Consider the following 26930-nt stretch of genomic DNA (forward strand, 5'->3'; position numbering starts at 1 on the left):
CGGCGTCCGCACCGCCCCCGTCGGATACGAGGGTGAGGGTTTCCCCGTGCGCCGGGCATTCGCAGGCATCGACCAGCGCTTCCTCGATCCGTTCATCCACATGGACCAGATGGGCGAGGTGCAGTACGCACCCGGCGAACCCAAGGGCACCCCGTGGCACCCGCACCGCGGCTTCGAGACCGTCACCTACATGATCGACGGGATCCTGGAGCACAAGGACTCCAACGGCGGCGGGGGCACCATCGGCGGCGGCGACACCCAGTGGATGACAGCGGGGTCGGGCATCCTGCACATCGAGGCGCCGCCGGAACATGTCGTTGCCAGCGGCGGCCTGTTCCACGGCGTGCAGTTGTGGGTGAACCTGCCGCGGGACAACAAGATGGCGCAGCCCCGATACCAGGACATCTCCGGCAGCCAGGTGGCCCTGGCCTCCTCCCCCGACGGCGGCGCCCTCGTCCGCGTCGTCGCCGGCGAGATCGGCGGTGTGCGCGGCCCCGGCGTCACCCACACCCCGATCGCCCTCGCCCACCTGACCGTCGCGCCCGGCGCGTCGGTGACCCTGCCGTGGCGCCGGGAGTACAACGCGCTCGGCTACGTGCTCGCCGGGGACGGCACCGTCGGCGCGGAGCACGCACCGATCCGGGCGGGCCAGACCGCCGTGTTCGGACCGAACGGCGACAGCGTCACGTTCACCGCCGCCACCACCCAGGACTCGCGCACCGCATCGCTCGAGGTGTTCCTGCTCGGCGGACGACCGATCCGCGAGCCCGTGGCGATGTACGGGCCGTTCGTGATGAACACCAAGGCCGAGATCATCCAGGCGTTCGAGGACTTCCAGGCCGGCCGGCTCGGCACCGTCCCGGCCGAACACGAGCAGTTGCCGTAACGCGCGTCGGGACCGGGGCGCGCATCCGAAAGCTGCGCGGCCCGGCACGCCGGCCCGCCCGCGCCCCGTTCCGCTCCGTACCCTGAACCGCGATATACCTTTCGAGGAGACACCATGACCGACGCCCCGACCATCGACATCCGGCGCGCCGAGGACCGGCTGACGACGAAGATCTCCTGGCTCGATTCGAAGCACTCGTTCTCCTTCGGGCACCACTACGATCCGGACAACACCCACCACGGGCTGCTGCTGGTCAGCAACGACGACACCGTCCTGCCGGGCCAGGGCTTCGACACGCATCCGCACCGCGACATGGAGATCGTGACCTGGGTGCTGCGCGGCAGCCTCGTGCACCAGGACTCGATCGGGCACTCCGGCGTCATCTACCCCGGCCTGGCGCAGCGGATGAGCGCCGGGACGGGCATCCTGCACTCGGAGAAGAACGACTCCTGGCGACTGCCCGGCGTCACGGGGCTGCACGCCGAGGAGCACGCCGCACCGGTGCGCTTCATCCAGATGTGGGTGGTCCCGGACGAGTCGGGCATCACCCCCGGCTACGAACAGCTCGAGATCGACGACGAGCTGATGCGCGGCGGACTGGTGCCCGTCGCGACCGGGATCCCCGAGCACCGCGACCACGCCGCCATCCGCATCCACAACAAGTACGCCGGGCTGTCGGTCGCCCGGCTGCAGCCGGGCCTGCCGGTCGTCCTGCCCGATGCGCCGTACCTGCACGTGTTCGTCGCCCAGGGCACGGCCGAGCTCGAGGGCGCCGGCACCCTGCGGGAGGGCGACGCCGTGCGACTGACCGGTTCCGGCGGCCAGCGGGTCCACACCGACACGGCCGCGGAGATCCTCGTGTGGGAGATGCACGCGCACCTGGGCTGACCGGGGTGGGCGGGACGCCCCGGTCCCGGCCTCGGTACGGTGACCGAGCGAACCCTCGCTCCGCCCCCTCCCGATCTCAGGATGCCTCCCGTGACCGTCACCGCCCCCGAAACCGATCGTCTCAACGCCTTCATGGGCATCGACACCGTGACCGGAGAGCCCCGGACGGTGGCGTTCCGCCAACCGCTCGGCACCCGATTCCTCGACCACCGCGGCCGGACCACCGTGGGGTCCGTCGGCGTGCTCACCGACGTCGTGCTCGGCGCCGCCCCGCACCTCGTGTGGCGGGGCCAGGGTCGCGACACCCGGTCCGTACTCACCCAACTCAGCGCATCGACCGCGAATCCGATTGCCGCCCAGGGAAATCTGCACGGAACCGGCCGCGCCGTCCACGTGGACGAGGACACGGCGCTGAGCACCGCACAGATCCGCGACGACGCAGGCGATCTGGTGATCGAGCTGACGGGACGGTCCATGGTCGTGGATCGTCCCGCCGTGTTCGACGCAGACTCCTTCACGGACGCGTCCGGCTTGGTCCGGCCCACCCCCGAACCCTGGACGGATCCGGCGGAACTCGCCGGCCGCCCCGGGCTCGACGTCGTCACCGGCATCGCCGCGGGCACGGTGGCCCGCGGACCGCTCGCGGGACTACTCGACCTGCGCCTGCAGACCGTCGAGAAGGGCCACGTCACCGCGGTGGTGCCGCCGGTGGAGTGGATGGCCAATCCCATGGGGGCGGTGCAGGGCGGGGTGCTGGTCTCCGTCGCCGACGCCGTCGCCGAACTGGCGGCCCAGACCCTCACCGCCGCCGGCCGGCAGTACCGGCTGCTGAACCTGACCCTCGACTACCTGCGCTCACCCCAGGCGCCGGGTCCCGACCTGCTCGTCGAGGCGAAGGTCACCCGCGCGGGCCGGCGACTCGCCTCGATCGACACGGACCTCACCGCACCGGACGGCACGGTCCTGGTGCGGGCACACGCGAGCGTGCATATGGGTTCGCTCTGAAGGTGTCGGCTTCCGACCGACGAACTCGACCTGCGAAGTTCACCGTCCCCTGCGCAGCGCCTCGCACCGGCCGTCGGGCGGCCCGCTGTCAGGCCGCCCGCCGGGCGACGACGACACCCGCGGCACCCAGGCGCGGGAACCGCATGTCCGAGATGGGGGTGACGCCACCGAGGCGGTTGGTGACGAAGGCGATGGACAGACCGGTCTCCGGATCGGCGAACGCGCCGGAGCCGCCGAAGCCGAAGTGGCCGATCGACTGCAGCGGCTGCTCGCGCAGGGCGACCCAGCCCGGGTGGTAGCCCAGCCGCCAGTTCGGGCGGATACCGAGCACGTAGTCGCGGCGACGGGTCTGCACCTCCAGGACCTGCTCGAGGGTCTCCGCCTTCAGCAGCCGCGCCCCGCCGAGTTCGCCGGCGTTCGCGAGGGCCCCGTACATCCGGGCCAGCGCGCGAGCGGTGAACACCCCGTTCCACCCCGGCATCACCGCGTCGTGCGCCGCGGGACTGCGGGCCAGCTCGTCGAAGCCTTCGGCCATGCCCGCTTCGGCGACGCCACGCAACCCGGGCAGACGCGACAGCACGGTGCCGGTGACCGCCCACGGCGCGGGGGTCGGATTCAGCCGGGGGAACACCCGGGCGATGCGGTGCCGCTCGTCCTGCGGCACGTGGAACCAGAACTCGCGCAGATCGAGCGGACCGGCGATCTCCTGCTCGACCAGCTCGGTGAAGGACAGGCCGGTCACCCGGATGGCGATCTCGGCGACGAGGTTGCCGTAGGTGACGGCGTGATAACCGGGGCCGGCGAGCCGGCGCGGGTCCGGCGCGGCTGCCGCGAGTGCGGCCGCCACGGCGTCGGAGTCGAGCAGCCCGAAGCGTCCCGGCACGAGGCCGCGCGCGCGGTGCAGACCGGCGCGGTGCGACATCAGTTCCCGGACGGTGATGGATTCCTTCCCGGCGGCCCCGAATTCGGGCCAGTACGTCGCGACCGGGTCGTCGTAGTCGACGAGCCCGCGCTCGGCGAGCCGGTGCAGCACGGTGCTCGCGACGCCCTTGCCGGTGGAGAACGACAGCGCCACCGTGTCGTGGGTCCACCGCTTGTCCCGGGACGCCCAGCCCGCCCAGATGTCGAGCACCGGTTCGCCGTGCAGGTACGCGGCCAGCGCCCCGCCGCCCTGCCGGGTGTCGCGGAACATCTGGAAGAACCGGTCGGCGACCGGCAGGAATCGAGGGTCGACGATCATCTCGGTCCGGGGGTGCTCGCCGTCCACCCGCCTGGTCGCTCCGGTGTCGGAACTCATGGCGCCACTCCTACCGCGGCCTCCAGATCCGACAGAGACCGCTCTGTCAGAGGTATCAACGTCTCGATGTCCGGTATTACTTCCCCACCCGCCACATATCCGAAACCGACACGGTCGGCATACGAGCACACCGTGACGTTGAGAGCCATCCCGTCGTAAACGATCGACACGGGGTAGATCTCCTCGAGGCGGGCGCCGTTCCAGTACAGCTCGGTGCGCGGGCCGGGCACGTTGGAGATCGGCAGGTTGTATCCGGGCCGCATCCTCGGGTCGAACGGGAGCATCGGGACCAGAATGGTCGGCAGGATGCTCGGAGCTGCCACCAGCAGCGACGGCACCGGCCCCAGCGACGCGACGCGCTCCTTGGCCACCTGCATCGACCGGTGGATCAGGCCCAGCCGGTCGGCCGGGTCGGCGAGGTCGGTACCCAGGGTGCACACCGCCGTTCCGAACGCATTGCCCGCCGTCACGCCGTCCTGCCGCCCGCGTACCGAGACCGGGCAGATCGCCACCAGGGAGTCACCGGGCAGTTCGTCGTGCTCGGCGAACCACGAGCGCAGTGCCCCGGCCACCACCGCCGTGACGACGTCGTTGCCGGTCACCCCCGCCGCGTGCTGGATCGCGCGCAGCCGCGCCTTCGGCCAGCCGGCGGCCGCGAAGGTGCGGCCGGCTCCGAGAGGGCCGTTGAGCCGGGTGCGCGGCGCCGCGAACGGCAGCACGGTGGTGTCGGTGGTCAGGCCCTGCACCATGGAGCCGACCTGTCCCTCGACGGTTCGACGGACCAGACCCATTCCGGAGGCGACCGTCCCGACGGCCGAGCGGACCAGGGCGAGCGGGGTCGGGAACCCACCGTGCGCGGACCCGGGCCGGTCCCGCCCGCCGGTGGCGAAGAACGGGGACATCGACCGACGATCGGGGTCGGGTGACATCGACTCCTCGATCATCCGCAGCCCCGCGATCCCGTCGAGGACCGCGTGGTGGACCTTGATGTAGAGCGCGAACCGGCCGTCGGGAAGGCCGTCGACGAGGTGCGCCTCCCACATCGGGCGGGAACGGTCGAGGGGTTCGGCATGCAACGCGCCCACCAGGCGCCACAACTCGTCCCGCCCGGCGCCCCGCGGCAGCGACGCCCGCCGCACGTGGTAGCTCAGGTCGATGTCGTCCACGTCGCGCCAGGCCCACCACCCGCCGGTGTCCAATCCCCGGTGCGCCCGGCGCCGCAACACCGGATCCACCGCGCCGGCCCGGCCGAGGGCGTCCCGGTACGCATCGTCGACGAACCGCGGACCGGCGTCCTCGGGGGGATTCAGAACCAGCACCACCGCGACGTGCATGGGGTTGGCCAGCAGCTCCGCCGTCATGAGAACGGCGTCAATCGGGTCCATCAGACCCACATGCTCACCCCGCTTCTACGTGTCTGTGAGGCTTCGGTCACGGTAACTCGAGCGGGACTCGTCGCGGGCCGGGACGGCCGGTCGTGCACGCGCAGGCCCGTGCCGGGTGCGGAGAATGGGTGTAAGGATGGACGACATGACCATCGTGGAGCATTCCCGGGCTCGGCACTCGGGCATCGACCTGACCCACCTCGACGAGAGCACCCGAGCGCAGGACGATCTGTTCGAGCACGTCAACGGGCGCTGGCTCGCCGAATACGAGATCCCCGCCGACCGGGCTCTGGACGGCGCGTTCCGCACGCTGTTCGACAAGGCCGAGGTCGATGTCCGCACCCTCATCGAGGAGGCGGCCGCGTCCTCGGCGGAGCGGGGCACCGACGCGCAGCGCATCGGCGACCTGTACGCGAGCTTCCTGAACACCGAGGCCGCGGCGGCGGCCGGGCTGAGCCCGATCGCCGGCGAGCTGGCCGCCGTGGCGGACGCCGCGGACCGGGCCGAGCTCGCGGCCGTGCTCGGGCGGCTGCAGCGCGTCGGGGTCGGCGGCGCCGTCGGGCACTACGTGGACACCGACGCGAAGAACTCGTCGCGCTATCTGATGCACACGACGCAGTCCGGCCTGGGCCTGCCCGACGAGTCGTACTACCGCGAGGACGGCCACGCCGAGATCCGGGCGCAGTACGTCGCGCACGTCGGGCGCATGTTCGAGCTGGCGGGCATCGGGCACGACCCGCAGCGGGTCCTCGACCTCGAGACCCGGCTGGCTGCCGGGCACTGGGACGTGGTCAAGCGGCGCGACGCCGACCTGTCCTACAACCTCGTGACGTTCGAGGCGCTGACCTCCGATCGGCCCGGCTTCGACTGGCGCGGCTGGATCGACGCGCTGGGTGCCACCGAGGAACAGTGGTCCGAGATCGTGGTCCGCCAGCCGGACTTCCTCGACACGTTCGCGCGGCTGTGGGCCGACGCGTCCCTCGAGGACTGGAAGGCGTGGGCCACCTGGCGCGTTCTGCACGCCCGCGCGCCGTACCTCACCGAGGCGCTCGTCGCCGAGAACTTCGCGTTCTACGGCCGCACCCTGACCGGCGCGCAGGAGATCCGCGACCGGTGGAAGCGCGGCGTGGCGCTCGTGCAGGACCTGCTCGGCGAGGCCGTCGGCAAGCTGTATGTGGAACGGCACTTCCCGGCCGAGGCCAAGGCCCGCATGCAGCACCTCGTCGCCAACCTGCAGGAGGCGTACCGGCGCAGCATCGCCGACCTCGAGTGGATGAGCCCGCAGACCCGCGAGGCGGCGCTGCGCAAGCTGGAGAAGTTCACGCCCAAGATCGGCTACCCGGACAAGTGGCGGGACTACTCGGCCGTGACGATCGACGCGGACGATCTGGTCGGCAACTACCGTAGCGGCTACGCCGCCGAGTACGACCGCGACCTGGCCAAGCTCGGTGGGCCGGTGGACCGCGACGAGTGGTTCATGACGCCGCAGACCGTCAACGCCTACTACAACCCGGGCATGAACGAGATCGTGTTCCCCGCCGCGATCCTGCAACCGCCGTTCTTCGACCTGCACGCCGACGACGCCGCCAACTACGGCGGGATCGGCGCCGTCATCGGCCACGAGATCGGGCACGGCTTCGACGATCAGGGCGCCAAGTACGACGGCGACGGCAATCTCGAGAACTGGTGGACCGACGACGATCGCACCGAGTTCGGCAAGCGCACCGCGGCACTGATCGCGCAGTACGACGAGTTCGAGCCGAAGGCGCTCGCCGGCCATCGCGTCAACGGCAGCTTCACCATCGGCGAGAACATCGGCGACCTCGGCGGTCTGTCCATCGCGCTGAAGGCGTACGAGATCGCACTCGACGGTGCCGAGGCGTCCGTGATCGACGGTCTCACGGGCCTGCAGCGGGTGTTCTTCGGCTGGGCGCAGGTGTGGCGGACCAAGGTCCGCGACGAGGAGGCGCTGCGCCGGCTCGCCGTGGATCCGCACTCGCCGCCGGAGTTCCGCTGCAACGGGGTGGTGCGCAACATCGACGCCTTCTACGAGGCGTTCGACGTGCGTCCCGGCGATGCGCTGTATCTCGCACAGGAGGAGCGCGTGCGGATCTGGTGAGCCGGACGCCGGTGCGCCGCGCCCCCCGACGGGGCGGCGTACCGGCGCCCGACTAGGAGCGCGAGGACTGAGGCACCGAGATTCCGCGCGAGCCGAACCAGGCCATCGGGTCCATCTTGGCGCCGCCCGGCTGCCACACCTCGAAGTGCAGGTGCGGCCCGGTGGACTGACCTCGGTTGCCCATCGTGGCGATCACGTCGCCCGCCCGCACCTGCTGGCCGACGGACACGAGCGACTCGTTGATGTGCCCGTAGACGCCGATGGTGCCGTCGTCCTGTTGGATGCGAACCCACAGTCCGAAGCCGGAGGCGGGACCGGATTCGATCACGGTGCCGTCGGTGACCGACTTGATCGGCGTGCCGATGGCGTTGGCGATGTCGATGCCGTTGTGCGCCGTTCCCCAGCGGGGACCGAAGCCGGAGGTCAGCGCCCCGACGGTCGGGAAGACTGCGCTCGGGCGGCTCGCGAGTTCCCGCGCGATCCGCTCGGCCTCCTCCCGCGCGATCCGCTCGGCCTCCTCCCGGGCGAGGCGCTCGGCCTCACGCTGGCGCTCCGCGGCTTCCGCGGCGAGGCGCGCGGCCTCCCGTTCGGCGGCGCGCTGCAACTGGTCGACGTACCGGTCCGTGCCGGCGTCCGGGAGCTGCAGCACCTGCGGTGCGGTCGAGAGTCCGACCGTCGGCTGCTGCCGCTCGGGGGCGGCCTCGGCCCGGGGCTGCCCGGGCGCCGCCTGGGCCGCGGCGCTGCCGGCCGCGAGCACGGCGCCGACCGCCAGGGGGATGGTCAGCAATCGACGCGCGGGCCCGGTCCGGGTCGAGCGTCGATGTGCCCCGCGCCGGGGGGCCACGGGTTCGGAGGCTTCGCTGGAGTTGTCACCATCGTGGCGGGCGTACGGGGTCAAGCTGCTGTCCTCGACGTTCGAGCGGTCCGTTCAATAACGGATTGATCACGGTCGAGTCACAGATTAGCGCATGCCCGCGCCGGTGGGTAGCCACTCCCAGCGGACCGAATGTCACAGGCGTTCGGTTCCGCGACACGAATGTGACATTCGGCCCGAGGAATCACAGCCGCGCGTTGGGCAGTCAGCCGCGACAGCAGCGGCTGTCGCGGCTGACCGGGAACCGCGCGGGTGTGGACAGGACACCATCGTGGCGTCGGGTCCCGCCGGCGGCCACCTCGCTCAGCCTTCCGCCACCTCACGCGACGACGCGCCGTCGGAGGCCCGGGCGCGGGCCCGGTCGGCCAGCACCGTGTCCAGCCAGTCGAACATCCGCTGGTCGGTGAGGCTGCGGGCGAGGGGTTGGCAGTGGAAGTTGGCGCCCTCCGCCGCGGTGAACGACGCCAGTTCCTTCGTCCCGCGCAGCCGCTCGGTGAGCTGCCGGGACTGGCCGGGCCAGAACTGCTCGTCCTCGGGGTCGGTGACGAACAGCGGCGTCGTGATCGACTCGGGGAGATCGCCGAGCCGGTACTTCAGCACCTCGGTGAGGGTGTCGAAGTACGAGCCCATCCTGCGGTAGGGGCGCGCCCGGAACCGCCAGGTGCGTTCGAGCCGGCCCGACAGCCGCATGCCGAGGGCCATGTCACGGTCGAACTTCTCCCGGTCGCCCTTCTCGAGCAGCTCGATCATGTTCTTCGGCATGTGGGCGAGCCACGACGCGGACACGTCGACCACACCCGGGTCGGCGATTGCGGCGGCGATCCGGTGCTCGAAGGCCAGTGCGCGCGGAACCCAGTATCCGCCCTGGCTGATCCCGTAGAGGGCGATGCGCGAGTCGTCGACCTCCGGGTACCGGAGGAGGAAGTCCACGATCGGGGTGATCACCGCCTCCCAGTCGTGCCGGAACGGCACGCCGCGCTCGAAGAGCATGGACTGCTGGCCTGGGCCGTCGAAGAACAGCACGTTGTAGCCACGCGCCAGGGCACCGGCCCCGGCGGCGGTCCACAGGCTGCTGATCGGTCCGTCGCTGCCGTTGTTCAGGATCAGCGTGGGTCGGGGCTCGCGGGTCTCCTCACCGAGCGGACGCAGCAGGTAGCCCGGCAGGAAGCCGTCCTCGTAGGGGATGTCGACCCGTTCGGCCGGGTGCGGGGTGGTCTCGACGAACCGGTCCCACGCCGCCCGATGCTGCCGGAACGTCGGCAGCAGCGGGCCGTCGTCGCCCAGCCCGTCGACGGAGTTGACCGCGGTGGCGAAATACGTTGCCGCACGCAGGTATGCGCCCGCGGCACTGACCGCGTGCCCGGCCTCGGCGGAGGCGTCGGCGAGGCGTCGGACGCGAGTGCCGAGCGCAACCCAGGCGTCGAACCACTTCTCGTGGTCCTTCTCGCCGAGTGGGGCGATCGTGGCGAGCACCTCGCCGACGTCCGCCGCGCCGGGCACGGCCTGCCCGAGCAGGAAACGGACGTCGAAGTCGAAGTCCTCGTCGCGGTAGAAACCTGCCGTGAACGCCTGGTGGGGATGCGCAAAGAAGGACGCGGGCATGTGAGCTCCCTCGGGCGGTGGCGGGGCACACTCACCGTACGCCCGAACCGGTCGTTCGGCTCGATGTACGATTTCCGCCCGTCACAGGCGGTGCAGTTCCACCTCGTGCAGTCCGCCGTCGGCGACGGTGGCGGTCATGTAGGTGCAGAACGGTTGCCGCCGACGGTCGGTCGGCGACCCCGGGTTGAGCAGGCGCAGCCCCGTCGCCGTGGTGGTGTCCCACGGAATGTGACTGTGCCCGAACACCAGGACGTCGGTGTCGGGATGAGCGGCCGACATCCGCCGGTCCCGGCCTGCCGACGCTCCGGTTTCGTGGACGACGGTGAAACGCACGCCCTCCAATGTCACGCGTGCGATCTCGGGCATCCGGCCCCGCAATTCCGCACCGTCGTTGTTGCCCCAGCACGCGACCAACCGGGCCGCCCGCGCGGACAGGGCGTCGAAGAGGGCGACGTCGACCCAGTCACCGGCGTGCAGCACCACATCGGCGCGGTCGACCTCCTCCCACACCCGCGCCGGCAGGTCCCCCGCGCGGACGGGGACGTGGGTGTCGGCCAGCAGCAGAAACCTCATGCGACCAGTGTGCCGCCCACCCGGACACCCGAGGTTTCGCACGGCCCCCACCGGGCACCCGGCCCCGAGTACGCGACGAACGCATACACGACGAACGATGCCCGCGTCGGACGGCGGGCGCCACCGGGAGGAACAGCATGGCCAACGTCGCCGACGGGATTGTCGACCGGCTCCGGGCCTGGGGCGTGCACCGCGTCTTCGGTTACGCCGGAGACGGTATCGACCCCATCCTGGCCGCGCTCGACCGCGCGGGCGAGCACATCGAACTCGTCACGGCCCGGCACGAGGAGATGGCCGCGTTCATGGCAACCGGCCACGCGAAATACACCGGCGAGGTGGGGGTGTGCCTGGCCACCCAGGGACCCGGGGCGGTGCATCTGCTCACCGGTCTGTACGACGCCAAGCTGGACGGCAAACCGGTGGTGGCGATCGTCGGGCACGTGGTGACGACGGCTCAGGGCAGCGGTTACCAGCAGGAAGTCGCGCTGCCCACGCTGTTCAAGGACGTGTGCGCCCAGTATGTGCAGACCCTCGATACCCCTGAACAACTCGGCGCGGTGCTCGACAACGCCTTCCGCACCGCACGGGCGACCTCCAGCCCGACGTGTGTGATCGTCCCGCACGACGTGCAGCAGGCCGACGTCACCGCGGTGGAGCACATCCACGGCGTGATCCCCAGCGCCGCGACGGTCGCGGTCCCGCGGGTGCTGCCCAACGACGCCGATCTCGACCGGGCCGCCGACCTGCTCAACGCCGGACGACGGGTCGCGCTGCTCGTCGGCCAGGGCGCATACGGCGCGGCCCCGGAGATCGGCGAGGTCGCGGAGTTGCTCGGCGCCGGCGTCACGACGTCGCTGCTCGGCAAGCCGGTGATCGACGAGTCCCGGGACTGGGCCTGCGGTGTGATGGGACACCTCGGCACCACCGCGGCGGCAGACCTGACGGCCGGTTGCGACACCCTGCTGATCGTGGGCAGCAACGATCCCTGGACGGAGTTCTACCCCGCCCCGGGGCAGGCGCGCGCCGTCCAGATCGACATCGACGCCCGCAACCTCGGCGCCAAGTATCCCGTCGAGGTGCCCCTCGCCGGGGACGCCCGCGAGACCCTGCGTGCCCTGCTGCCCCGGCTGCACCGAACCGACCGGCCGTGGCGCCGCGACGTCGAGCAGATGGTCCGGAACTGGCGGCGGATCGCCGCCGCCCGGTGCGCGGAGCCCGCGGACGGTCTCGATCCGCAGGCCGTCGTCGCGGCCCTGTCCGAGCAGCTCCCGGCGGACGCCCAGGTGGCGGTGGACGTCGGCTCGGTCGTGTACTGGTACGCGCGCTTCCTGCGGCTGCCGCCGGGAGTGCCGGCGCACCTGTCGAGCACGCTCGCATCGATGGGGTCCGCGATGCCGTACGGACTGGCCGCCAAGCTCGCCCACCCGGATCGTCCGGTGATCGCCCTGGCCGGGGACGGCGCCATGCAGATGAACGGCATCTCGGAGCTGATCACCCTTGCCCACCGCTGGCGCGACTGGGCCGATCCGCGCTTCGCCGTCCTCGTCCTCGACAACGGCGACCTCACCGAAGTGTCCTGGGAGCAGAGGGAAATGGAGGGCGACGCCCGCATCCCCGCCTCGCAGGCCGTCCCGCCCTTCCCCTACGCCGACTACGCCCGACTGCTCGGACTGGAAGGCATCCGGGTCGAGCAACCCGAGGACGTCGACGGGGCGTGGCGCACCGCGCTGACCGCCGACCGTCCGGTGCTGATCCAGGCGGTCGTCGATCCGGCCACACCGCTGCTTCCACCGCGCGCCTCTGCGGACAAGGTCGACAAGATGCTCCAGGCCCTCGAGCGGGAAGGCGCACACACGGCCGCACAGCGGCTCCGCCGGCAGCGCGAGCAGGAAGCCGAGAACTGACGGCGGCAGTGTGCTGCCGGTCAGACGAGGTTCCGCGGAATCCGGCGGTGCCAGTTCTGCGAATGGACCCGTTTCTCCACCGGCCGCGGATCGACGTCCGGGTTCCCCAGCTCGAAGGCGTCCAATCGGGCGTCGACAATGAATTCGTCTGCCGTGCAACGTAACACAGTGTTCGTTGTGATCTCGGTACGCCAGTCACCGCGTTCGAGGCGGCGCACGGTCCGCGTCTCGCCCCGCACGGAACCGACGTCGTTGCCGCGGAAACTGAACCACTCGGTGGTGGCGCGACGCACCCTCGTGCCGACGTCGTCGAGAAGGATCGTGCCCTGATCGTTCTCGACCTCGAGGGTGGAGACACCGGTCGCCAGATCCCGCTCGACCTTCCAGTGGTGCCTGCCCGGTTCCACGTGCGTCGCGGGCGCCTCGGGAGCAGCCTCGGGAAGACCGAACGCCTGCAGCCTCTCGTCGTCCCCGGGACGTTGCGGGCGGTGCGGAAGCGTCAGGGTGCTGCTTCCCGTGTTCACCGTCAGCGTCACCGGTTCCGGCGACGGCCACGCCAGAGGCCAGTACGACGAGGACACGGACAACCGGATGCGATGTCCCGCGGGGAAGGAATGCGCCATTCCGTTGAGCGGGACACGCACACGGTAGGTCCGGCCCGGCTCGAGGGGTTGCGGGTCGCCGCTGCCGTCTCGGTGGGTGAGATTCAGCAGGCCGTAGGTGACGCGGGTCGCCTCCCCGTTCGGCGCCACATCCGACAGACGTACCGCCACCATCGCGTTGGGCCGGTCCGCCGACACGTCCAGCTCCAGCGTCGGCAGACCGAACACCTCGAAGGTGTCGTCGAGCGGTTCGGTTTCGAACACCAGCGAACCGCCGTCCTCCTCCCGCTGATCGCCCGGCAGGTCGGGTGTCGCGGCATACGAGGCCCACTTGCCGGCGAACATGCCCACACTGAGCGGCGACTGCAGCCGGATCCGATGGTGGTCACTCTCGTCGGGTGCCTTGTCGGACAACGAGTGCCGGGTCAGGGTGTATCGCCGGTCCTCGATGTTCGGGGACGGCCAGCACGGTTCCGACACCCAGCGACCGGGGCGGTCCGCGTACGACGGCTGTGGCGGGATGCTGTCCTGCATCCAGGCCCGCAGCACCGGTTCGTCCATGATCCCGGTGTCGCGACCCTTGAGCCAGTGGTCCCACCAGCGGACGAGTTCCTGCAGGAACCCGATCGCCGGCCCCGGCACACCCAGGTGCGGATACCTGTGCCCCCACGGGCCGATCAGGCCGAGACGCGGCACGTCCAGATGCTCGAGCAACCGGAAGATCGCGTTGGTGTAGCCGTCGGCCCAGCCGCCGACCGCAAGGACCGGACACTCCACGTCCCCGTAGTTCTCGTTCACCGACGCCCGCTTCCAGTAGTCGTCGCGGTGCTGATGCCCGAGCCACTGCTCGATCCACAACCCGCTGCCGGACAGGCGCTCGTGCCACATCTCGCGCCACCGGTTCCCGACGATCGCCGGATCGGGTGGCAGGCTGTTGAATGCGAACATCACCGTCGCCTCGGAGAGATTGTCCGAGAGCAGGCATCCGCCCATGTAGTGCATGTTGTCGACGTACAGATCCTCGGTGGCGGAGGCACTGACGATCGCCTTGAGCGCCGGCGGCCGGCGGGCGGCCACCTGCAGGCTGTTGAACCCGCCCCACGAGATGCCCATCATGCCGACGTTGCCGTCGCACCACGGCTGTTCGGCGAGCCAGGCGATGACGTCGCGGGCATCGTCGTGCTCGGCGGCCAGATACTCGTCGGCGAGCACCCCGTCGGAGTCGCCGCTGCCGCGCATGTCCACGCGCACGGACACGTAGCCGTGCCCGGCGAGATAGGGGTGGTTGAGGGCGTCGCGGGCCCGGGTCAGGTCCCGCTTCCGGTACGGGATGTACTCGAGCACCGCCGGCACCGGTTCGTCGGTGACCGGTCGCCACATCCGGGCGGCCAGGCGCGCACCGTCGCACATGGGGATGAACACGTTCTCGACGTCTCGCACCTCGTACGGGAACGACTCGACCGTGTGCACTAGGTGACCTCCTCGAATTCGAAGGGCAGCGCCTCGAGGCAGTCGCGATACCGCTGCTCCAGTTCGTCGTGGCCGGAAGCACCGATGTAGAGGGTGGCGAGCTTGTATCGATAGGCGTCCTGGTTGGGCAGGTCGGACAGCCGGGTGCCCGGCCGTACGTCGATCCGCACGACCGTGCCGGGGAAACGTGCCTGCAGCGAGGCGATCTCGTCCTCGCTCGGGATGCGAGTGACGATGCCGTCGTCGTAGCGAGGCACCATGCACTGCGCCGCCACCGCGAATTCGCCCTTCCGGTGCGGCATCCGCGGACGGCGGCCGAGAGCGACGTCGATCGCCACCGCGTGGTTGGACGCTCTGTCCACCTTGGCGAACAGGTCGCTGTGCGACTGCGAGATGCGGGTGTTCACCTCGATGAGCCACAGCTTGCCCGTCTCGGCGTCCCACATGAATTCGGAGTTGAAGCAACCGTTGTCGTAGCCGGTGTGCCGCAGATAGCGCTCGGTGACGTCGATCATCTGCTGTTGCACCTCGGCCGGGACGGTACGCGCGGGATAGTCGAGGTGATCGAAGCTGTGGCCGGCCTCGTCCTTGCGCATGTCGAACACGCCGTGCACCTCGAACTCCCCCTGGAACATCGAGCCTTCCGGCGCGGCCTGCGTACCGGTGACGATCTGTTCGGCCAGGCAGGTGCGACCGCCCGCGGCACGGGCCTCCGCCGGGACGTCCACGTGGGCCAGCGCCTGGTCGAAGGGATCCGCGATGCGGCCGATCTCCTCTCGGATGCGTGCGGTGGCGGAGGCGAACTCCTCGGCGTTCGACACCTCGAAGCCCAGCTGGGACGAGTGTGCTTTGATCGGCTTGACCCAGAACGGGAACGGAACGTCGATCTTGTCGAGTGCGTCCGGATCGAAGGGATCGAACGCGTCGAAGGCCGGCACGCACTCGGGCACGACCTCTCGCTGCAGGATGCGGCTCCACAGCTTGTGTTCACTGCGGATCACGCTCTCGAGGCTCGGCGACGGCAGGCCGCGCTCGGCCGCGAGGATGGGCACGAGCACGCTGGTGGGAAAGTCCCAGTGGGCGATGATCGCGTCGACGCTGCCCTCGAAGGAATCCAGTTCCTTGTCGGCCCGCTCGAGCAACGCGGCGAAATCGAAGCTCTCGGCGGAGACCAGCGACTCGTAGTCGAGCAACCCGTGCAGGGTGAAGCCCTCGGGAATCTCGACGGTGCCGAGTTCCCCTCGCTGTAGATCGGTCAGTCCGGGTACGAAAATGTTCCTATTCATCGTGACCTGTCTATCCCGGCCTGATCGCGCCGAAACCTCGGCCGTCCGTTCGGTCCGTATTGCGGGGATCGGCGGATGAGAGGGTGCCGCGACCTCGTTGCCGCAATCGGATGACGACCGGTGGAGATAGGCAGTTCGTCGCGGCTCGGGCATACCGGGGACCCCTTCCGGGTATGCCTGGGTAACGGCAACGGAGGACAGCGCAGTGGATCGGTACACATGAGGGCCTCGTTCGATCAACAGTTGCGCGACCTCACCAGCAGGCTCCGGGGTCTCGCCGAGCTCGCGGCGAAGGCCCTGGAGCTGTCGACGCGTGCGCTGCTCGACGGCGACGTGGCCGCGGCCGAGGAGGCGCTCGATCTCGGTGAGAACATCGACACCTTGCACGCCGAGTGCAGCGAGCGGACCGTGGCGATCCTGGCGTTGCAGCATCCGGTGGCCGGCGATCTCCGATTCGTGTTCTCCGCGGTGCGGATGAGCAGCGACCTCGCGCGGATGGGCCAGCTCGCCCTGCACATCGCGCGCGCAGCCCGGCGCCGCACCCCCGGCGAACTCGTCCCCGACGAGGTCCGGGGCGACATCACCCGGATGGGCGAACTCACGGCAGGCATGGCCCGCGGACTGCGTGACGCCTTGACGGAGCCGAATCTGGAGCTGGTCTCCCTGGTCCGGACCACCGACGCGGAACTCGACGCCGTCCATGCCCGCCTGCTCGAGACGCTCCGGGACCCGGAGTGGACGCACGGCGTGACCCCCGCCGTCGACCTCGCCCTGGTGGCACGCTTCTACGAACGCTTCGGCGACCAGGCCGTGGACGTGGCCGAACGGGTCATCTTCCTGATCACCGGGCGGCGCCCCGACGGCGATCCAGCTCCACCCGGGCGGCCCTGAGAATGTGCCCGGGCCGGTCCGGGTTCACGGTCCGTTCGAGGTCGGCGACGAACTCCTGCACTCGCTCCGTGGGCCACGATTCCAGGCCTCTGCCCGTGCGCTCGGGGTAGGCGGCGTGGACGACGTCGAGGATCCGGTGCGCCAGCCGGCGCGCGTCCTCCACGTCGAGACGGTGGGTCGTGCCGTTCAGAGTGACGTCCAGCCCGTCGCCGGTGTCGGTCACGGCAAAGGTGGTCATGTAGGCACCTCCTGTGCTCACCGGTCATGACGTTACTCGAGGTGAGCGCCCGTCGACCACCGATCGACATGGAGGGGCCGACGAGTGGGTACAGGCCTTGCATGAGTATTCCTGCACCCGAGAGACTCGCGATCGTCACCGGTGCCGATTCGGGAATCGGCAAAGCCACCGCCGAGGTGCTGGCCTCGGAGGGATTCGACGTAGGCATCACGTTCCACACCGACGAGGCCGGGGCCCGGAACACCCGGGACGGGATCGAGGAGCGCGGACAGCGCTGCTTCGTCGTCCGCCAGGACCTGACCAGTCCGGACACCGCCGACGTCGTCGACACGCTCGCCGAGAAGCTCGGCGGCCTGGGCGTTCTGGTCAACAACGCCGGAACCGGGCACATGGACCGAATCCTCGACCTGAGCTACGACACGTGGCGGGAGGTGCTCGCGACCGACCTCGAGGGTCCGTTCCTGTGCGCTCAGCGCGCCGCCCGTCGGATGATCGCGGGCGGCCGCGGTGGCCGGATCATCAACGTCACGAGTGTGCACGAGCACATCCCCCGGCTCGGCGCCGCCGCCTACTGCAGCGCCAAGGCCGGCCTGGGCATGCTCACCAAGTGCCTCGCGCTCGAGCTGGGCCGGCACGGCATCCTCGTCAATGCGATTGCGCCGGGCGAGATCTCGACCCCGATGACGGGAATGGACGAATCGCAGGCGTATCACGAGGACCGCCCCGGCAACCCGGTCGGCCGGCCCGGGCATGTCAACGAGGTCGCGTCGGCCATCGCGTTCCTCGCGTCGCCGCGCTCGTCGTACCTCACGGGCGGCTCGATTCCCGTCGACGGTGGGCTGATGCTCATGGCGGCACACGGCCACGACATGGCCGAGGAGAGCTGGCGCGAGATCTGAGGTCCCACCGCTTGCTCTCGCCGGTGCGCACCCGTGACCGAGGGCACCACGATGCCGGCGTCGGCGCCGCTACCCGAGTCGCTCGATGTCCGGCAGCCGCCACGTCTTGTCGAACCACGGTTCGAAGGGACCGTACAGCCGGAACATGGCCCACCAGCTCTTGCCGGGAACGGTTTGGATCCAATTGTGGCCGCCCACAGACGGTTCGGGACCGAAGTGGACGTCGACGGAACCGTCGTCGTTCGTGGTGAAATCCCGGTCCTGGCTCGTCACCGACGGCCACTCCTGCCCGGTCTGCAGCATGGACCGGGTCTGGGTGTCGTAGACGAGGACCGACCAGAAATCGGCTGCCGGAACGTTCGCAGGGACGCGGAGCCGGTAGACGCTTCCGCCGTCGAACGGGGCACCCTCGGAGTCGACGCAGGCAACGACGTACTGGGATCCGGCGCCGATCTTCTCGACGTCCTCAGCCGGACTGATGCCGATGACCGAGAAGTTGAACTGCGCGGCGGCGTCGAGTAGGGCGACCCCGTCTTCCTCGAACCGGTGGCCGCCGAGGAAGATCGCGCGCCACGTACTGCCCGGGTGGCGGTAGGCTTCCGGCTGCCGGAACCGGTAGGTGAGAGCGCGACCGGTGGCGTCGCCCACCGCGGCGGCTTCGGTGAGAATCGCCCGCATGCGCTCGTCGGGGTCGAGCGGTCTGCCGCGCCGGATACCGATCGAGGCGAAGAATCCCAGGGTGAGCGGATCGGACGATTCGGGCGGCTCGGACTGCACCACCTCGTCGAGCATTTCCCACGCCCGGAAGTCGGCGGGCGGAACGCCGACCATCGGTTCCGGCGACACGTTCACGAACCGCAGGGACGGCGGACGGTCGGCCAGCGCGAGGGGGTAGGCCCGGGTCCGGGCCTTGATGACCTCGACGGCGGGGTGTGGATCGCCGTGCTCGTCGAGGAAGCCCCGCGCGAACAGCACCATGCCGAAGCTGTTGGTCCGCACCACGAAGTAGCCGTCGGGAACCTCACCGTCGTAGCCCGGGGGCAGCAGCAGGTAGGCGCCGCCCTCGCCCTTGTCGGGGCCGGACAAGCCGACGTCGGCCACCCAGCGTCCCCAGCTGTCGTTGATCGCGCCCAGCACACCGGGCGGCGCCTCGATCACGAGCGGACCGTCGTGCAGGTCGATCCAGATGGCGGTGTACGACGTGCTCGTGTTCGCCGTGAGCCACACGGTGCGCGGGTGCATCAGGTCTTCGAAGACGTACGCGGTCGAGTTCACCGGGCCCCACTCGAGAAGCGCCCTGCGCATCGCTGCCATGTTCAGCGCGGGCAGGGCCAGCAGGTACGCCTGCACGGCGCGCTGGAAGTCCAGGTTGTCGAACAACGTCCGGACCGTCGCGTCGTCCGGGAAGCCGTCGAAGAACCGCAATGTGCCCAACCGGGTCCGGACCTCGTCGGGCGACTCGATGCCGGCCGGGATCGGGGTCGCCTTCGTATTAGTCATCGCCAGCCTCCTCGTCGCGATGCCGCCGACTCCGACGCTACGAATCACGTCACCGAGCTTCTAGGGTCCAAAGCCCATAGCTCGCCCCCAGCGGAAGCCGAGGACCCCGGCATCTTCGGAACCCGTCCCTGCGGTGGCCCTCTCACACAAGCTTCACACATCGGGACGGGAACTCTTCACCGACGGTGCGTTGACTCGGTGGGGAGAGAAAGGTGGTGCCGGTGATGAACACCTGGCGAAAGACCGTGGCCGCACTCGCGGCAGGAGCGACGATCGGAATCGCGGGATTCGGGACGGCCGTCGCGACAGCCCAGGAACCGGACGAGAACACGGGCGGTGCGCTGTCCACACAGGAGCAGTCCGACCTCGTGGTGATGCGGGAGGAGGAACGCCTGGCACGAGATCTGTACCAGCAGTTCGCGCAGAAGTGGGGGGCACAGATCTTCGAGCGCATCTCCGCCAGCGAACAGCGTCACTACGATGCCGTCGGAACCCTGCTCGGTCGCTACGGGGTGAGCGATCCGTCGGCCGGGCTCGCTGCCGGAACCTACGCCGAGCCTCGGTTGCAGAGCGCCTACGACGGTTGGCTCGCCCGCGGTCTCACCTCGGTCGAGGAGGCGTACGCGGTCGGGGCCGAACTCGAGGCCGCCGATATCGCCGAACTGTCCACCGCCATCGAGGTCAGCGACGAGGACGCGATCGACCGTGTGTACGGCAAGCTGCGCACCGGTTCCGAGCACCATCTGCAGGCCTTCCGGGCAGCCCTGACCGGCGAGGAGCCGGCCGGCGGACACGGGCAGGGCCAAGGGCAGGGGCAGGGGCCGGGCCAGGGACACGGGCAAGGCCAGGGACACGGGCCGGGACCGCAGCACTCGGAATGACGCACAGCCGCCGGACGGCCGGCCCGCTGTCGGGGTGCAGCCACGCGGCGCATACCGAGGAACGCACGGCACGCGGGCCGGTCCGCTCGGGCGACCCCGGCTCCGCGACCCGGGGCAGGTTTCCCTCGGTTGCGGAAGGGTGTGTCAGCGTCGGATCGGGTGGTCGCCCCGAATGGGCAACTGCAGTGTGAACCGTGATCCGTGACCGCGGCCGGCGGAGTCGGCCGACAGGTCGCCGCCGTGGGCGCGGGCGATGCCCCGGCTGATGGTCAGGCCGATGCCGGAGCCGGGATCGTGCTCGCCCCGGCGCCGGGACGGGACCCGGTAGAAGCGCTCGAAGATCCGTTCCACATCGTCCGGGTCGAGTCCCTCGCCCGTATCGGCGACGGTGACGGTGGCGACGTCTCGACCGGCGGTGACGTCGATGCTCACGCCGCCGGTCTCCGTCGCGGCGAGGGCGTTGCCGAGCAGATTGGTCAGCACCTGCGTGAGCCGGTCGGCATCGGCCCACACCACGACCGGCCGGGACGGCGGGTGCACGGTCACGGTCAGGCCGGCGTCGTCGAACTGCGGGCGCAGCCGGGCCGTGACCTGTCCGACGAGGTCGGACAGATCGACGTCGGTCGGGTGCAGGTCCAGACGGCCCTCCTCCGCCCGGGACAGGGTGGACAGATCATCGGCGAGCCTGCGCAGCCGGCCCACCTCGGCTTCGATCTGGACCAGCTCTGCCGGTGCGAAGACACCGTCGAGGACACCCTCGGCGTAGCCGTCGATCACGGTCAACGGGGTACGCATCTCGTGCGCCACCTCCGACAGCAGCCGGACCCGCCGGGCTTCCGTGTCGGCGAGGCGGATGGCGAGATCGTTGACGTCGGCGGCGACCGCGGCGAGTTCGGACTCCGGCGGCACCGGGATGCGGTGCCGGTAGTCACCGGTGGCGATCGCCCGAGTGCCCGAGCGCACCGACCGCAGCGACCGCAGCAGGCGCCGGGACGCCAGCAGACCCAGCGCGGCGGCCGCGATCACCCCAGCGAGCACCCCGAGCAGCAACGCCGTCGTCACGGCATCGGCCACGACCTCGCGCAACGGAGACGTGCGGCCCCGGCCGCCGCCGGGGCCGGGGGCGCGTTCCTCGAACAACGCCGGTGCCGCGACACGGACGACGGCGAAGGTGACCAGCGCGCCGACCACCGCCACCAGCAGATGGGAGACGAACAGCCGCGTCGTCAGGCTCGGCACCGGAAACCGGGAACCGCCGAGGTTCACCGGTCGGCCCCGGCCGTGGCCACGAACTTGTAGCCGACCCCGCGGACGGTCCCGATGAAGCGGGGGGCGGTGGCGTCGTCGCCGAGCGCCCGGCGGATGCTGCGAATGTGCACGTCCACGACCCGCTCGTCACCGAAGAAGTCCCCACCCCAGACCTTCTCGAGCAGTTGCCGGCGCGAGTACACCCGGCCCGGTGCCCGGGCCAGGGCCAGGAGCAGGTCGAACTCGAGCGCGGACAGCTCCACGGGGGTGCTGTCGACCGTCACCTCCCGGGTGTCGGGGTCGACGGTCAGACCGGCGGCGACCACGCGGGAGGACGTCCCGTCGGTGCCTCGGGCGCGGCGCAGGACGGCACGGACGCGGGCGGCGACCTCGCGAGGCGCGAACGGTTTGGTGATGTAGTCGTCGGCGCCCACCGCCAGACCCACCAGCTTGTCGACCTCCTCGGCGCGCGCGGTGACCAGCACGACGTACACGTCGGAGAATCCGCGGATCCTGCGCAGCACCTCGAGACCGTCGAGGTCGGGAAGGCGGATGTCGAGCAGCACCAGATCGGGGCGGCGGGACTGGACCGATGTCAGCGCTTGCGAACCCGTTGCGGCTTCGATGACGTCGTAGCCGTCCGCCTCGAGGTAGCCGCGCAGGACGCGACGGATGTGGGGTTCGTCGTCGACGACGAGGACGCTGCGGGGCACAGTTTCCCCTTTCGATCCGACGGGCCGGTCCGACCGGGCGACGGGGCTGTTGTGGACAGGAGTTCTCGTCGAGGTGTTCGACGGGCAGACCGAGGGTAATCCAGCCGTGCAGTCCACCGCGGAGTTGTCGGTGCACAGACCCGCGGACGCCGCCTCCCCGGCGACCCGGGCGGGCGCGACGGATCTACGAGTGCGGGACGAGGTGGCGCCGGTGCCGTCGGACACCGAGAACGACAAGAAGCTGTCGCTGATGGGATCGGTCGCGCTGGGGACCGGGGTGATGATCGGTGCGGGCATCTTCGCCCTGGTCGGGCAGGTGGCCGAGCTGGCCGGGTCCTGGGTCCCCTGGGCGTTCGTCGCCGGTGCGGTGGTCGCGGCGTTCAGTGCCTACTCGTACGTGCGGTACTCGAGCACCGACCCCTCCTCCGGGGGGATCGCGATGATCCTGAAGGCGGCCTACGGCCCCGGCGTGCTGGCCGGGTCGTTCTCGCTGTTCATGTACGTGTCGATGATCCTGGCGGAAAGCTTGCTGGCCCGGACCTTCGGCACCTATCTGTTGCGTCCGTTCGGGATGCAGGGTTCGGCGGTGTGGGTGCCGGTCCTGGCGGTCGCGGCGATCGTGGCCGCGACACTGGTCAATCTGGTCGGCAACCGGTGGGTGGAGGGATCGGCGACGGTGACCGCGGCGATCAAGATCGTCGGGATCGGGGCACTGGCAGTGGCCGGCATCGCCGCCACCGGGGTATCCGCGCTGTCGGACCTGTTCACCGGGGGAGGCGGACGAACCCCGGCGGACGGTGGGCTCCTGGGCATTCTCGCCGGCACCGCATTGTGCATCCTGGCGTACAAGGGGTTCACCACGATCACCAATCAGGGCGACGATCTGCGCGATCCCGAACGCAACATCCCACGATCGATCGTGATCGCGATCGCGGTGTGCACGGTGCTCTATCTGCTGCTGACCGTCGCGGTCACCGGGAGCCTGTCGGTGCCGCAGATCGTCGCCGCCCGCGACTACGCGCTGGCCGAGGCCGCCGAGCCGCTGTTCGGGTCCTGGGGGGTGTGGCTGACGGTCGCGGTCGCGGTGGTCGCAACCCTGTCCGGGCTGGTGGCAAGCCTGTTCTCGGTCTCGCGTCTGTACGACATGCTGCGCGAGATGGGGCAGGTACCCGGGTTGCCGGGGTCGGTGAATCGGCAGTCGTTGCTGATCACGGCTGCGTTGGCGCTGGTGACGGCGACGTTGTTCGACTTGAGTCAGATCGCCTCGCTCGGGGCGATGTTGTACCTGTCGATGGACATCGCCATCCACTGGGGCATGGTCCGTCGTCTGCGCCACGAGGTGGAGTTCACGACATGGATCCCGGCAGTGGCGATCGCACTCGATGTGCTCGTGCTTGTGCCGTTCGTGATCATGAAGATGCGCACGGATCTGTTCACGGTGGTCGTCACCGCGGCGGTGGCCGCCCTCGTCTTCGGAGGCCAGTGGGTGATCGTGCGCCGCCGCGGCGGCGCAGCGGCACACCGACATTCCTCCGGTGAGCGCCGGTCGCAGTGACGGTGATACCGTCCCGGCCGGCGGGCGGTCTCGGACACGGTTGACCGGGGGCCGACTCCGGCATTGCAATCGCATAACCATGCGCCGGCCGAGAGAGCTCGACCTTGGCCGTCGCGCCACAGGTCACTAGCGTCGACGGCAGATCCCAGACACGATCTACGCACTCGATCCCGGCCGACCGGGCCGTGTCTGCCCCTGACCTGTGTATGTGTGGGCACGATTGTTCCCCGGCCGACCGCACCGAACGGAACGCCGTGGTGAACGCCGAACCTTATTCCCACCCATACCCCGCCGCTTCGCAAGTGGCCGTACCCGGCGTCGGAGACCGGTATCGCGGCGGAGCACACACTGCAGGTCGGTATCCAGACCGCCCAGGCGGTACCGCGGTGATGTCCGTGCGCGGCGAGATCGACATCGCCACCGTGCCTGTGCTCGTGCCGGACCTGCAGGAAGCGGTCGCCTACGAGGGCGACCTGGTATCTCGATCCGACGCGCGTGTCGTTCCTCGGATGTATCGGTATGGCTCTGTTCGACACCACGCTGGTGTGTTGCGACACAGTCGACGAGCCCCTGGCCTCAGCGTGTCGTACCCGTAACTGACCCCAGTGAACAGGAGAAGAGGATGCGAACCCGAAGCCGGCTCTCCAGCGTGCTCGGTGTGCTGGTGCTGATTTGGCTGGTCATCGGCGCCGTCGCCGCCGGGCAACGCGGCTACTACGAAGATGCCTCGACCAATTGCGCCAGCGTCGGCACCATCGCCGTCACCATCGTGGCGGGACCGCTGAACTACGCGGGCGTGAATCCCACCATCGACTGCGAATACCCCCAACCCACCTCGTAGGTGAGCCCGTGAATCGGTACGCGTCCCCGTCGGCAGCAATCAGCACCGAGTGGATCGAACTACATCTGGCACGAATGGACTCGCAGGCGCACACACTCCGGCCCGAGCCCCGGCCGGGGGCGACTCCGATCGTCGCCGCCGGCGGCGACAGCAGCGCCACCGCATCCACCGACTCGACCTGACACGTCATCAGGTGCGTGCGCCCGGTGTGCACGCCGGCCCGAGGGCCGGATTCGATGTGGTGCCGGGGCGAGTACCACTGCGAGCGCCACCGACACCCGCCGCTCCACCGGTGCGGGCGGGTGCGGTGACTAGGCTCGTGGGCACATGGTCGACGAGCTGTCTCTGGCGCCGTGCCCCGTGACCGACTGGAGCAACGAGCGTCGAAAATCGTGCCTGCGCTCCACCCGGCTCGGGCACCGCTGGCAGCGGTTCGGACGGCTGCGCCGTCTCCTTGTGCGGCTGGCCCTGCTGATGGTCCCGGTGTCTATCCTGTGTGGGCAGTACTGGATTCATGACGTGGCACCGGAGCGGGCCAGGTTGGCCCACACCACGCCGCACCTGCATTCGATCTTCGACGCGGCCGATCCGGCGGACCGCGCCACCGCAGTCGTGGATCTGGTCGGACTGGGCAACCTCGATGCCACCGACACCGCCCTCGCCCTGCCGGCGCTGGCCGAGCTCGGGCAGGTATGGGCGGTGCAGTACGACAACGCCGGCATCGACACCGCCGTCATCAGCCGGATGATCATCGACCACGCCGAACAGGCGGGAGTGGAGCGAATCGTGCTGGCCGGACACAGCATGGGCGGCATTCTCGCCCTGGAGGTGGCCGAGCACGTCGTCACCGACTCGGATCTGAACCTTCTTGCGGTGCTCCTCGACTGCACCCCGATCGATCTGCACGCCGTACGGGCGGACGAACGCGATACCGGTGAAGACCTGTTGCGCTGGATGGGCTGGCTGCCCGGAGCCCGGGAAAGCCGCACCCTGCGGTTGGTGGTCGAGACCGCCGCCCGCAACGACCGCTATCTCGTTGCGCACCGGAACAGGCTGCCCACCGTCGATCCCGGCGCGCTGGCCGAGGCGGTTACCGAAGTACTGCGGGACAAGATCTTCTCCACCGACGCCGCGAGCAACGGGCTGATCGAAGCGCAGTTCCAGTCCATCGTCGCCTCGGGTGCGCTCGATGATCTGCGGGCGCTGGCGGTGCGGCGCGGGGACCGGCCACGGCCGGCGGTGGTCTTTCTGCGGCCGCGGTACGGCACCGACGACGAGGTCGTCGACGTCGACTACACCCAGAAGGTGCTGTTCGACCGGGTCGGCGGCCCACAGGGCTCGTTGCGGGTGGTGCGGCTGGACGGCACCGGCCACGCCAACCCGATCCAGCAGCCGCAGGCCTACAACGCCGCGGTGCAGGCGAAGGTCGTACCTTTCGTCGATCGCCTCACCGCCCAGGATCTGCGGCCGGTGAGCGCGGGCGGGCGGTGAGCGCCGGGGCTCAGCCCAGGGTGCCCATCAACTCCCGGCAGGCCTGCTCGCACCGGCGGCACGCGTCGGCGCAGGTGCGGCAGTGCGCGTGGTGCGAGGCATGCCGGGCGCATTCGTCGCCGCAGGACTTGCATGCCATCGCGCAGGCTTCGAGCACCGCGCGCGTCAGGCTGGCGTCGTAACCGGTGTGCCGCGAAAGGACCCGCCCGGTCGTCTCGCAGATGTCGGCGCAGTCGAGGTCGGTGCGGATGCACTTGACCAGATCTGCCACCGAGTCTTCGCTCAGGCAGGCGTCGGCGCAGGCGGTGCACGCCTGCGCGCAGTCGATACACGCCTCGATGCAGGCGGCGAGCTTGCCGGTGTCGATGCTGCCGAGGTCCTTCGGGTAGCTGTCGAGCATGGTGGATGCAGTGCTCATGAACGTTCTTCCTTCCGTCCGGACTGTTCTTCGGTCGAGCCGGATCGCGTTGTCGAAGGATCCGGTACCGCCTTGCGTACCCGCCGCGTCCGAGGGATAACGCGAGAAACCGAATCTCTTTCCGGTCCCCCGGTGGGGGTGACCGCCGAGCAGATCAACCCCACACTGCCCCCACTGCGCTCGAGATCCAGGTCACGCCGGGTCCCAGCGCCGTTCGAGTGCGTCGCGAACCTGACAGGCGAGGTGGTCGAGGTGGTGGCGGGTTGCGGTGTCGTGGTCGGTGACGTGGTCCTGCAGGCGACGGAGCTGGTCGGTGATCGCCGTGCGCTGCTCGCCGGTGGTGGCTTTCCATGCCAGCTCCCGC

Annotated in this window: 23 protein-coding genes; 11 read left to right on the top strand and 12 right to left on the bottom strand. The window is 70.0% G+C overall.

The features are described from left to right. The 3 genes from G6038_RS24180 to G6038_RS24190 all read left to right on the top strand — a co-directional run. Positions 1 to 886, top strand: an 886-nt coding sequence (locus G6038_RS24180; RefSeq protein ID WP_165040473.1) for a pirin family protein, incomplete at its 5' end; no start/stop codon positions are given. A gap of 114 nt (positions 887 to 1000) precedes the next feature. After that, the gene (locus tag G6038_RS24185) at positions 1001 to 1774 is read left to right on the top strand and encodes a pirin-like bicupin family protein (protein WP_165040475.1); all 774 of its coding nucleotides are present in this window, start codon (positions 1001 to 1003) and stop codon (positions 1772 to 1774) included. Positions 1775 to 1855: 81 nt separating this feature from the next. After that, on the top strand, positions 1856 to 2779 hold the full coding sequence (locus G6038_RS24190; protein WP_206025539.1) for a PaaI family thioesterase: 924 nt from the start codon (positions 1856 to 1858) through the stop codon (positions 2777 to 2779). Positions 2780 to 2867: 88 nt separating this feature from the next. Here the strand turns inward: G6038_RS24190 and G6038_RS24195 are convergent, their stop codons facing one another. Both G6038_RS24195 and G6038_RS24200 read right to left on the bottom strand, forming a co-directional pair. Then, on the bottom strand, positions 2868 to 4076 hold the full coding sequence (locus G6038_RS24195) for a serine hydrolase domain-containing protein (protein ID WP_165040478.1): 1209 nt from the start codon (positions 4074 to 4076) through the stop codon (positions 2868 to 2870). Next, positions 4073 to 5470, bottom strand: coding sequence for a wax ester/triacylglycerol synthase family O-acyltransferase (locus G6038_RS24200; RefSeq protein WP_165040480.1), 1398 nt, complete (start codon positions 5468 to 5470; stop codon positions 4073 to 4075). Before G6038_RS24200 ends, G6038_RS24195 begins: the two co-directional genes overlap by 4 nt. A 136-nt stretch (positions 5471 to 5606) precedes the next feature. On the opposite strand from G6038_RS24200, the gene G6038_RS24205 reads away from it, so the two are divergent. After that, positions 5607 to 7580, top strand: a complete 1974-nt coding sequence (locus tag G6038_RS24205; RefSeq protein ID WP_165040482.1) for a M13 family metallopeptidase — start codon at positions 5607 to 5609, stop codon at positions 7578 to 7580. 52 nt (positions 7581 to 7632) lie between these two features. Here the strand turns inward: G6038_RS24205 and G6038_RS24210 are convergent, their stop codons facing one another. The 3 genes from G6038_RS24210 to G6038_RS24220 form a co-directional block, all read right to left on the bottom strand. Further along, the gene (locus tag G6038_RS24210) at positions 7633 to 8367 is read right to left on the bottom strand and encodes a M23 family metallopeptidase (protein WP_165040484.1); all 735 of its coding nucleotides are present in this window, start codon (positions 8365 to 8367) and stop codon (positions 7633 to 7635) included. Positions 8368 to 8757: 390 nt separating this feature from the next. Next, positions 8758 to 10056 (bottom strand): dipeptidyl aminopeptidase, encoded by a 1299-nt coding sequence (locus G6038_RS24215; RefSeq protein ID WP_165040486.1) that lies wholly within the window; start codon positions 10054 to 10056, stop codon positions 8758 to 8760. A gap of 81 nt (positions 10057 to 10137) precedes the next feature. Beyond that, entirely contained in the window at positions 10138 to 10629 is a 492-nt protein-coding gene (locus G6038_RS24220) for a metallophosphoesterase (RefSeq protein ID WP_165040488.1), read from the bottom strand. Positions 10630 to 10766: 137 nt separating this feature from the next. Between G6038_RS24220 and G6038_RS24225 the strand changes: the two genes are divergently transcribed. Then, the gene (locus tag G6038_RS24225) at positions 10767 to 12533 is read left to right on the top strand and encodes a thiamine pyrophosphate-requiring protein (protein WP_165040490.1); all 1767 of its coding nucleotides are present in this window, start codon (positions 10767 to 10769) and stop codon (positions 12531 to 12533) included. Between the two features lie 20 nt (positions 12534 to 12553). Here the strand turns inward: G6038_RS24225 and G6038_RS24230 are convergent, their stop codons facing one another. Together G6038_RS24230 and G6038_RS24235 are read right to left on the bottom strand one after the other, a co-directional pair. Next, positions 12554 to 14605, bottom strand: a complete 2052-nt coding sequence (locus G6038_RS24230) for a CocE/NonD family hydrolase (RefSeq protein WP_165040492.1) — start codon at positions 14603 to 14605, stop codon at positions 12554 to 12556. Beyond that, on the bottom strand, positions 14605 to 15891 hold the full coding sequence (locus G6038_RS24235) for an ATP-grasp domain-containing protein (RefSeq protein WP_165040494.1): 1287 nt from the start codon (positions 15889 to 15891) through the stop codon (positions 14605 to 14607). Before G6038_RS24235 ends, G6038_RS24230 begins: the two co-directional genes overlap by 1 nt. 219 nt (positions 15892 to 16110) lie before the next feature. On the opposite strand from G6038_RS24235, the gene phoU reads away from it, so the two are divergent. Further along, on the top strand, positions 16111 to 16782 hold the full coding sequence (phoU, locus tag G6038_RS24240; protein WP_165040496.1) for a phosphate signaling complex protein PhoU: 672 nt from the start codon (positions 16111 to 16113) through the stop codon (positions 16780 to 16782). Here the strand turns inward: phoU and G6038_RS24245 are convergent. After that, positions 16733 to 17020: a hypothetical protein gene (locus G6038_RS24245; RefSeq protein WP_165040498.1), complete on the bottom strand. Its 288-nt coding sequence runs from the start codon at positions 17018 to 17020 to the stop codon at positions 16733 to 16735. The two genes, phoU and G6038_RS24245, sit on opposite strands and share 50 nt — an antisense overlap. A 101-nt stretch (positions 17021 to 17121) precedes the next feature. On the opposite strand from G6038_RS24245, the gene G6038_RS24250 reads away from it, so the two are divergent. Continuing rightward, positions 17122 to 17919, top strand: a complete 798-nt coding sequence (locus G6038_RS24250) for an SDR family oxidoreductase (RefSeq protein WP_165040500.1) — start codon at positions 17122 to 17124, stop codon at positions 17917 to 17919. 69 nt (positions 17920 to 17988) lie between these two features. Here G6038_RS24250 and G6038_RS24255 read toward each other — a convergent pair whose 3' ends face one another. Beyond that, the gene (locus G6038_RS24255; RefSeq protein WP_165040516.1) at positions 17989 to 19419 is read right to left on the bottom strand and encodes a DUF1254 domain-containing protein; all 1431 of its coding nucleotides are present in this window, start codon (positions 19417 to 19419) and stop codon (positions 17989 to 17991) included. A 224-nt stretch (positions 19420 to 19643) separates the two neighbouring features. On the opposite strand from G6038_RS24255, the gene G6038_RS24260 reads away from it, so the two are divergent. Then, positions 19644 to 20300, top strand: coding sequence for a DUF2202 domain-containing protein (locus tag G6038_RS24260; RefSeq protein WP_165040518.1), 657 nt, complete (start codon positions 19644 to 19646; stop codon positions 20298 to 20300). Between the two features lie 144 nt (positions 20301 to 20444). Here G6038_RS24260 and G6038_RS24265 read toward each other — a convergent pair whose 3' ends face one another. Together G6038_RS24265 and G6038_RS24270 are read right to left on the bottom strand one after the other, a co-directional pair. Continuing rightward, positions 20445 to 21539, bottom strand: coding sequence for a HAMP domain-containing sensor histidine kinase (locus G6038_RS24265; RefSeq protein ID WP_346772908.1), 1095 nt, complete (start codon positions 21537 to 21539; stop codon positions 20445 to 20447). Between the two features lie 23 nt (positions 21540 to 21562). Beyond that, positions 21563 to 22261: a response regulator transcription factor gene (locus G6038_RS24270; RefSeq protein WP_165040522.1), complete on the bottom strand. Its 699-nt coding sequence runs from the start codon at positions 22259 to 22261 to the stop codon at positions 21563 to 21565. 250 nt (positions 22262 to 22511) lie between these two features. On the opposite strand from G6038_RS24270, the gene G6038_RS24275 reads away from it, so the two are divergent. From G6038_RS24275 to G6038_RS24285, 3 genes are all read left to right on the top strand, one after another. Further along, entirely contained in the window at positions 22512 to 23816 is a 1305-nt protein-coding gene (locus G6038_RS24275) for an APC family permease (RefSeq protein WP_206025544.1), read from the top strand. Between the two features lie 622 nt (positions 23817 to 24438). After that, entirely contained in the window at positions 24439 to 24657 is a 219-nt protein-coding gene (locus G6038_RS24280) for a hypothetical protein (protein WP_165040524.1), read from the top strand. Positions 24658 to 24984: 327 nt separating this feature from the next. Next, positions 24985 to 26148 carry an alpha/beta hydrolase gene (locus G6038_RS24285; RefSeq protein ID WP_165040526.1) on the top strand — a complete coding sequence of 388 codons (1164 nt, stop codon included), beginning with the start codon at positions 24985 to 24987 and terminating at the stop codon, positions 26146 to 26148. A 10-nt stretch (positions 26149 to 26158) separates the two neighbouring features. On the opposite strand, the gene G6038_RS24290 is transcribed toward G6038_RS24285, so the two are convergent. Beyond that, on the bottom strand, positions 26159 to 26566 hold the full coding sequence (locus tag G6038_RS24290) for a four-helix bundle copper-binding protein (protein WP_165040528.1): 408 nt from the start codon (positions 26564 to 26566) through the stop codon (positions 26159 to 26161). Positions 26567 to 26930: the final 364 nt, after the last annotated feature.

Source organism: Rhodococcus sp. 14C212, assembly GCF_011058195.1.
Taxonomy (GTDB): Bacteria; Actinomycetota; Actinomycetes; order Mycobacteriales; family Mycobacteriaceae; genus Rhodococcus; species Rhodococcus aetherivorans.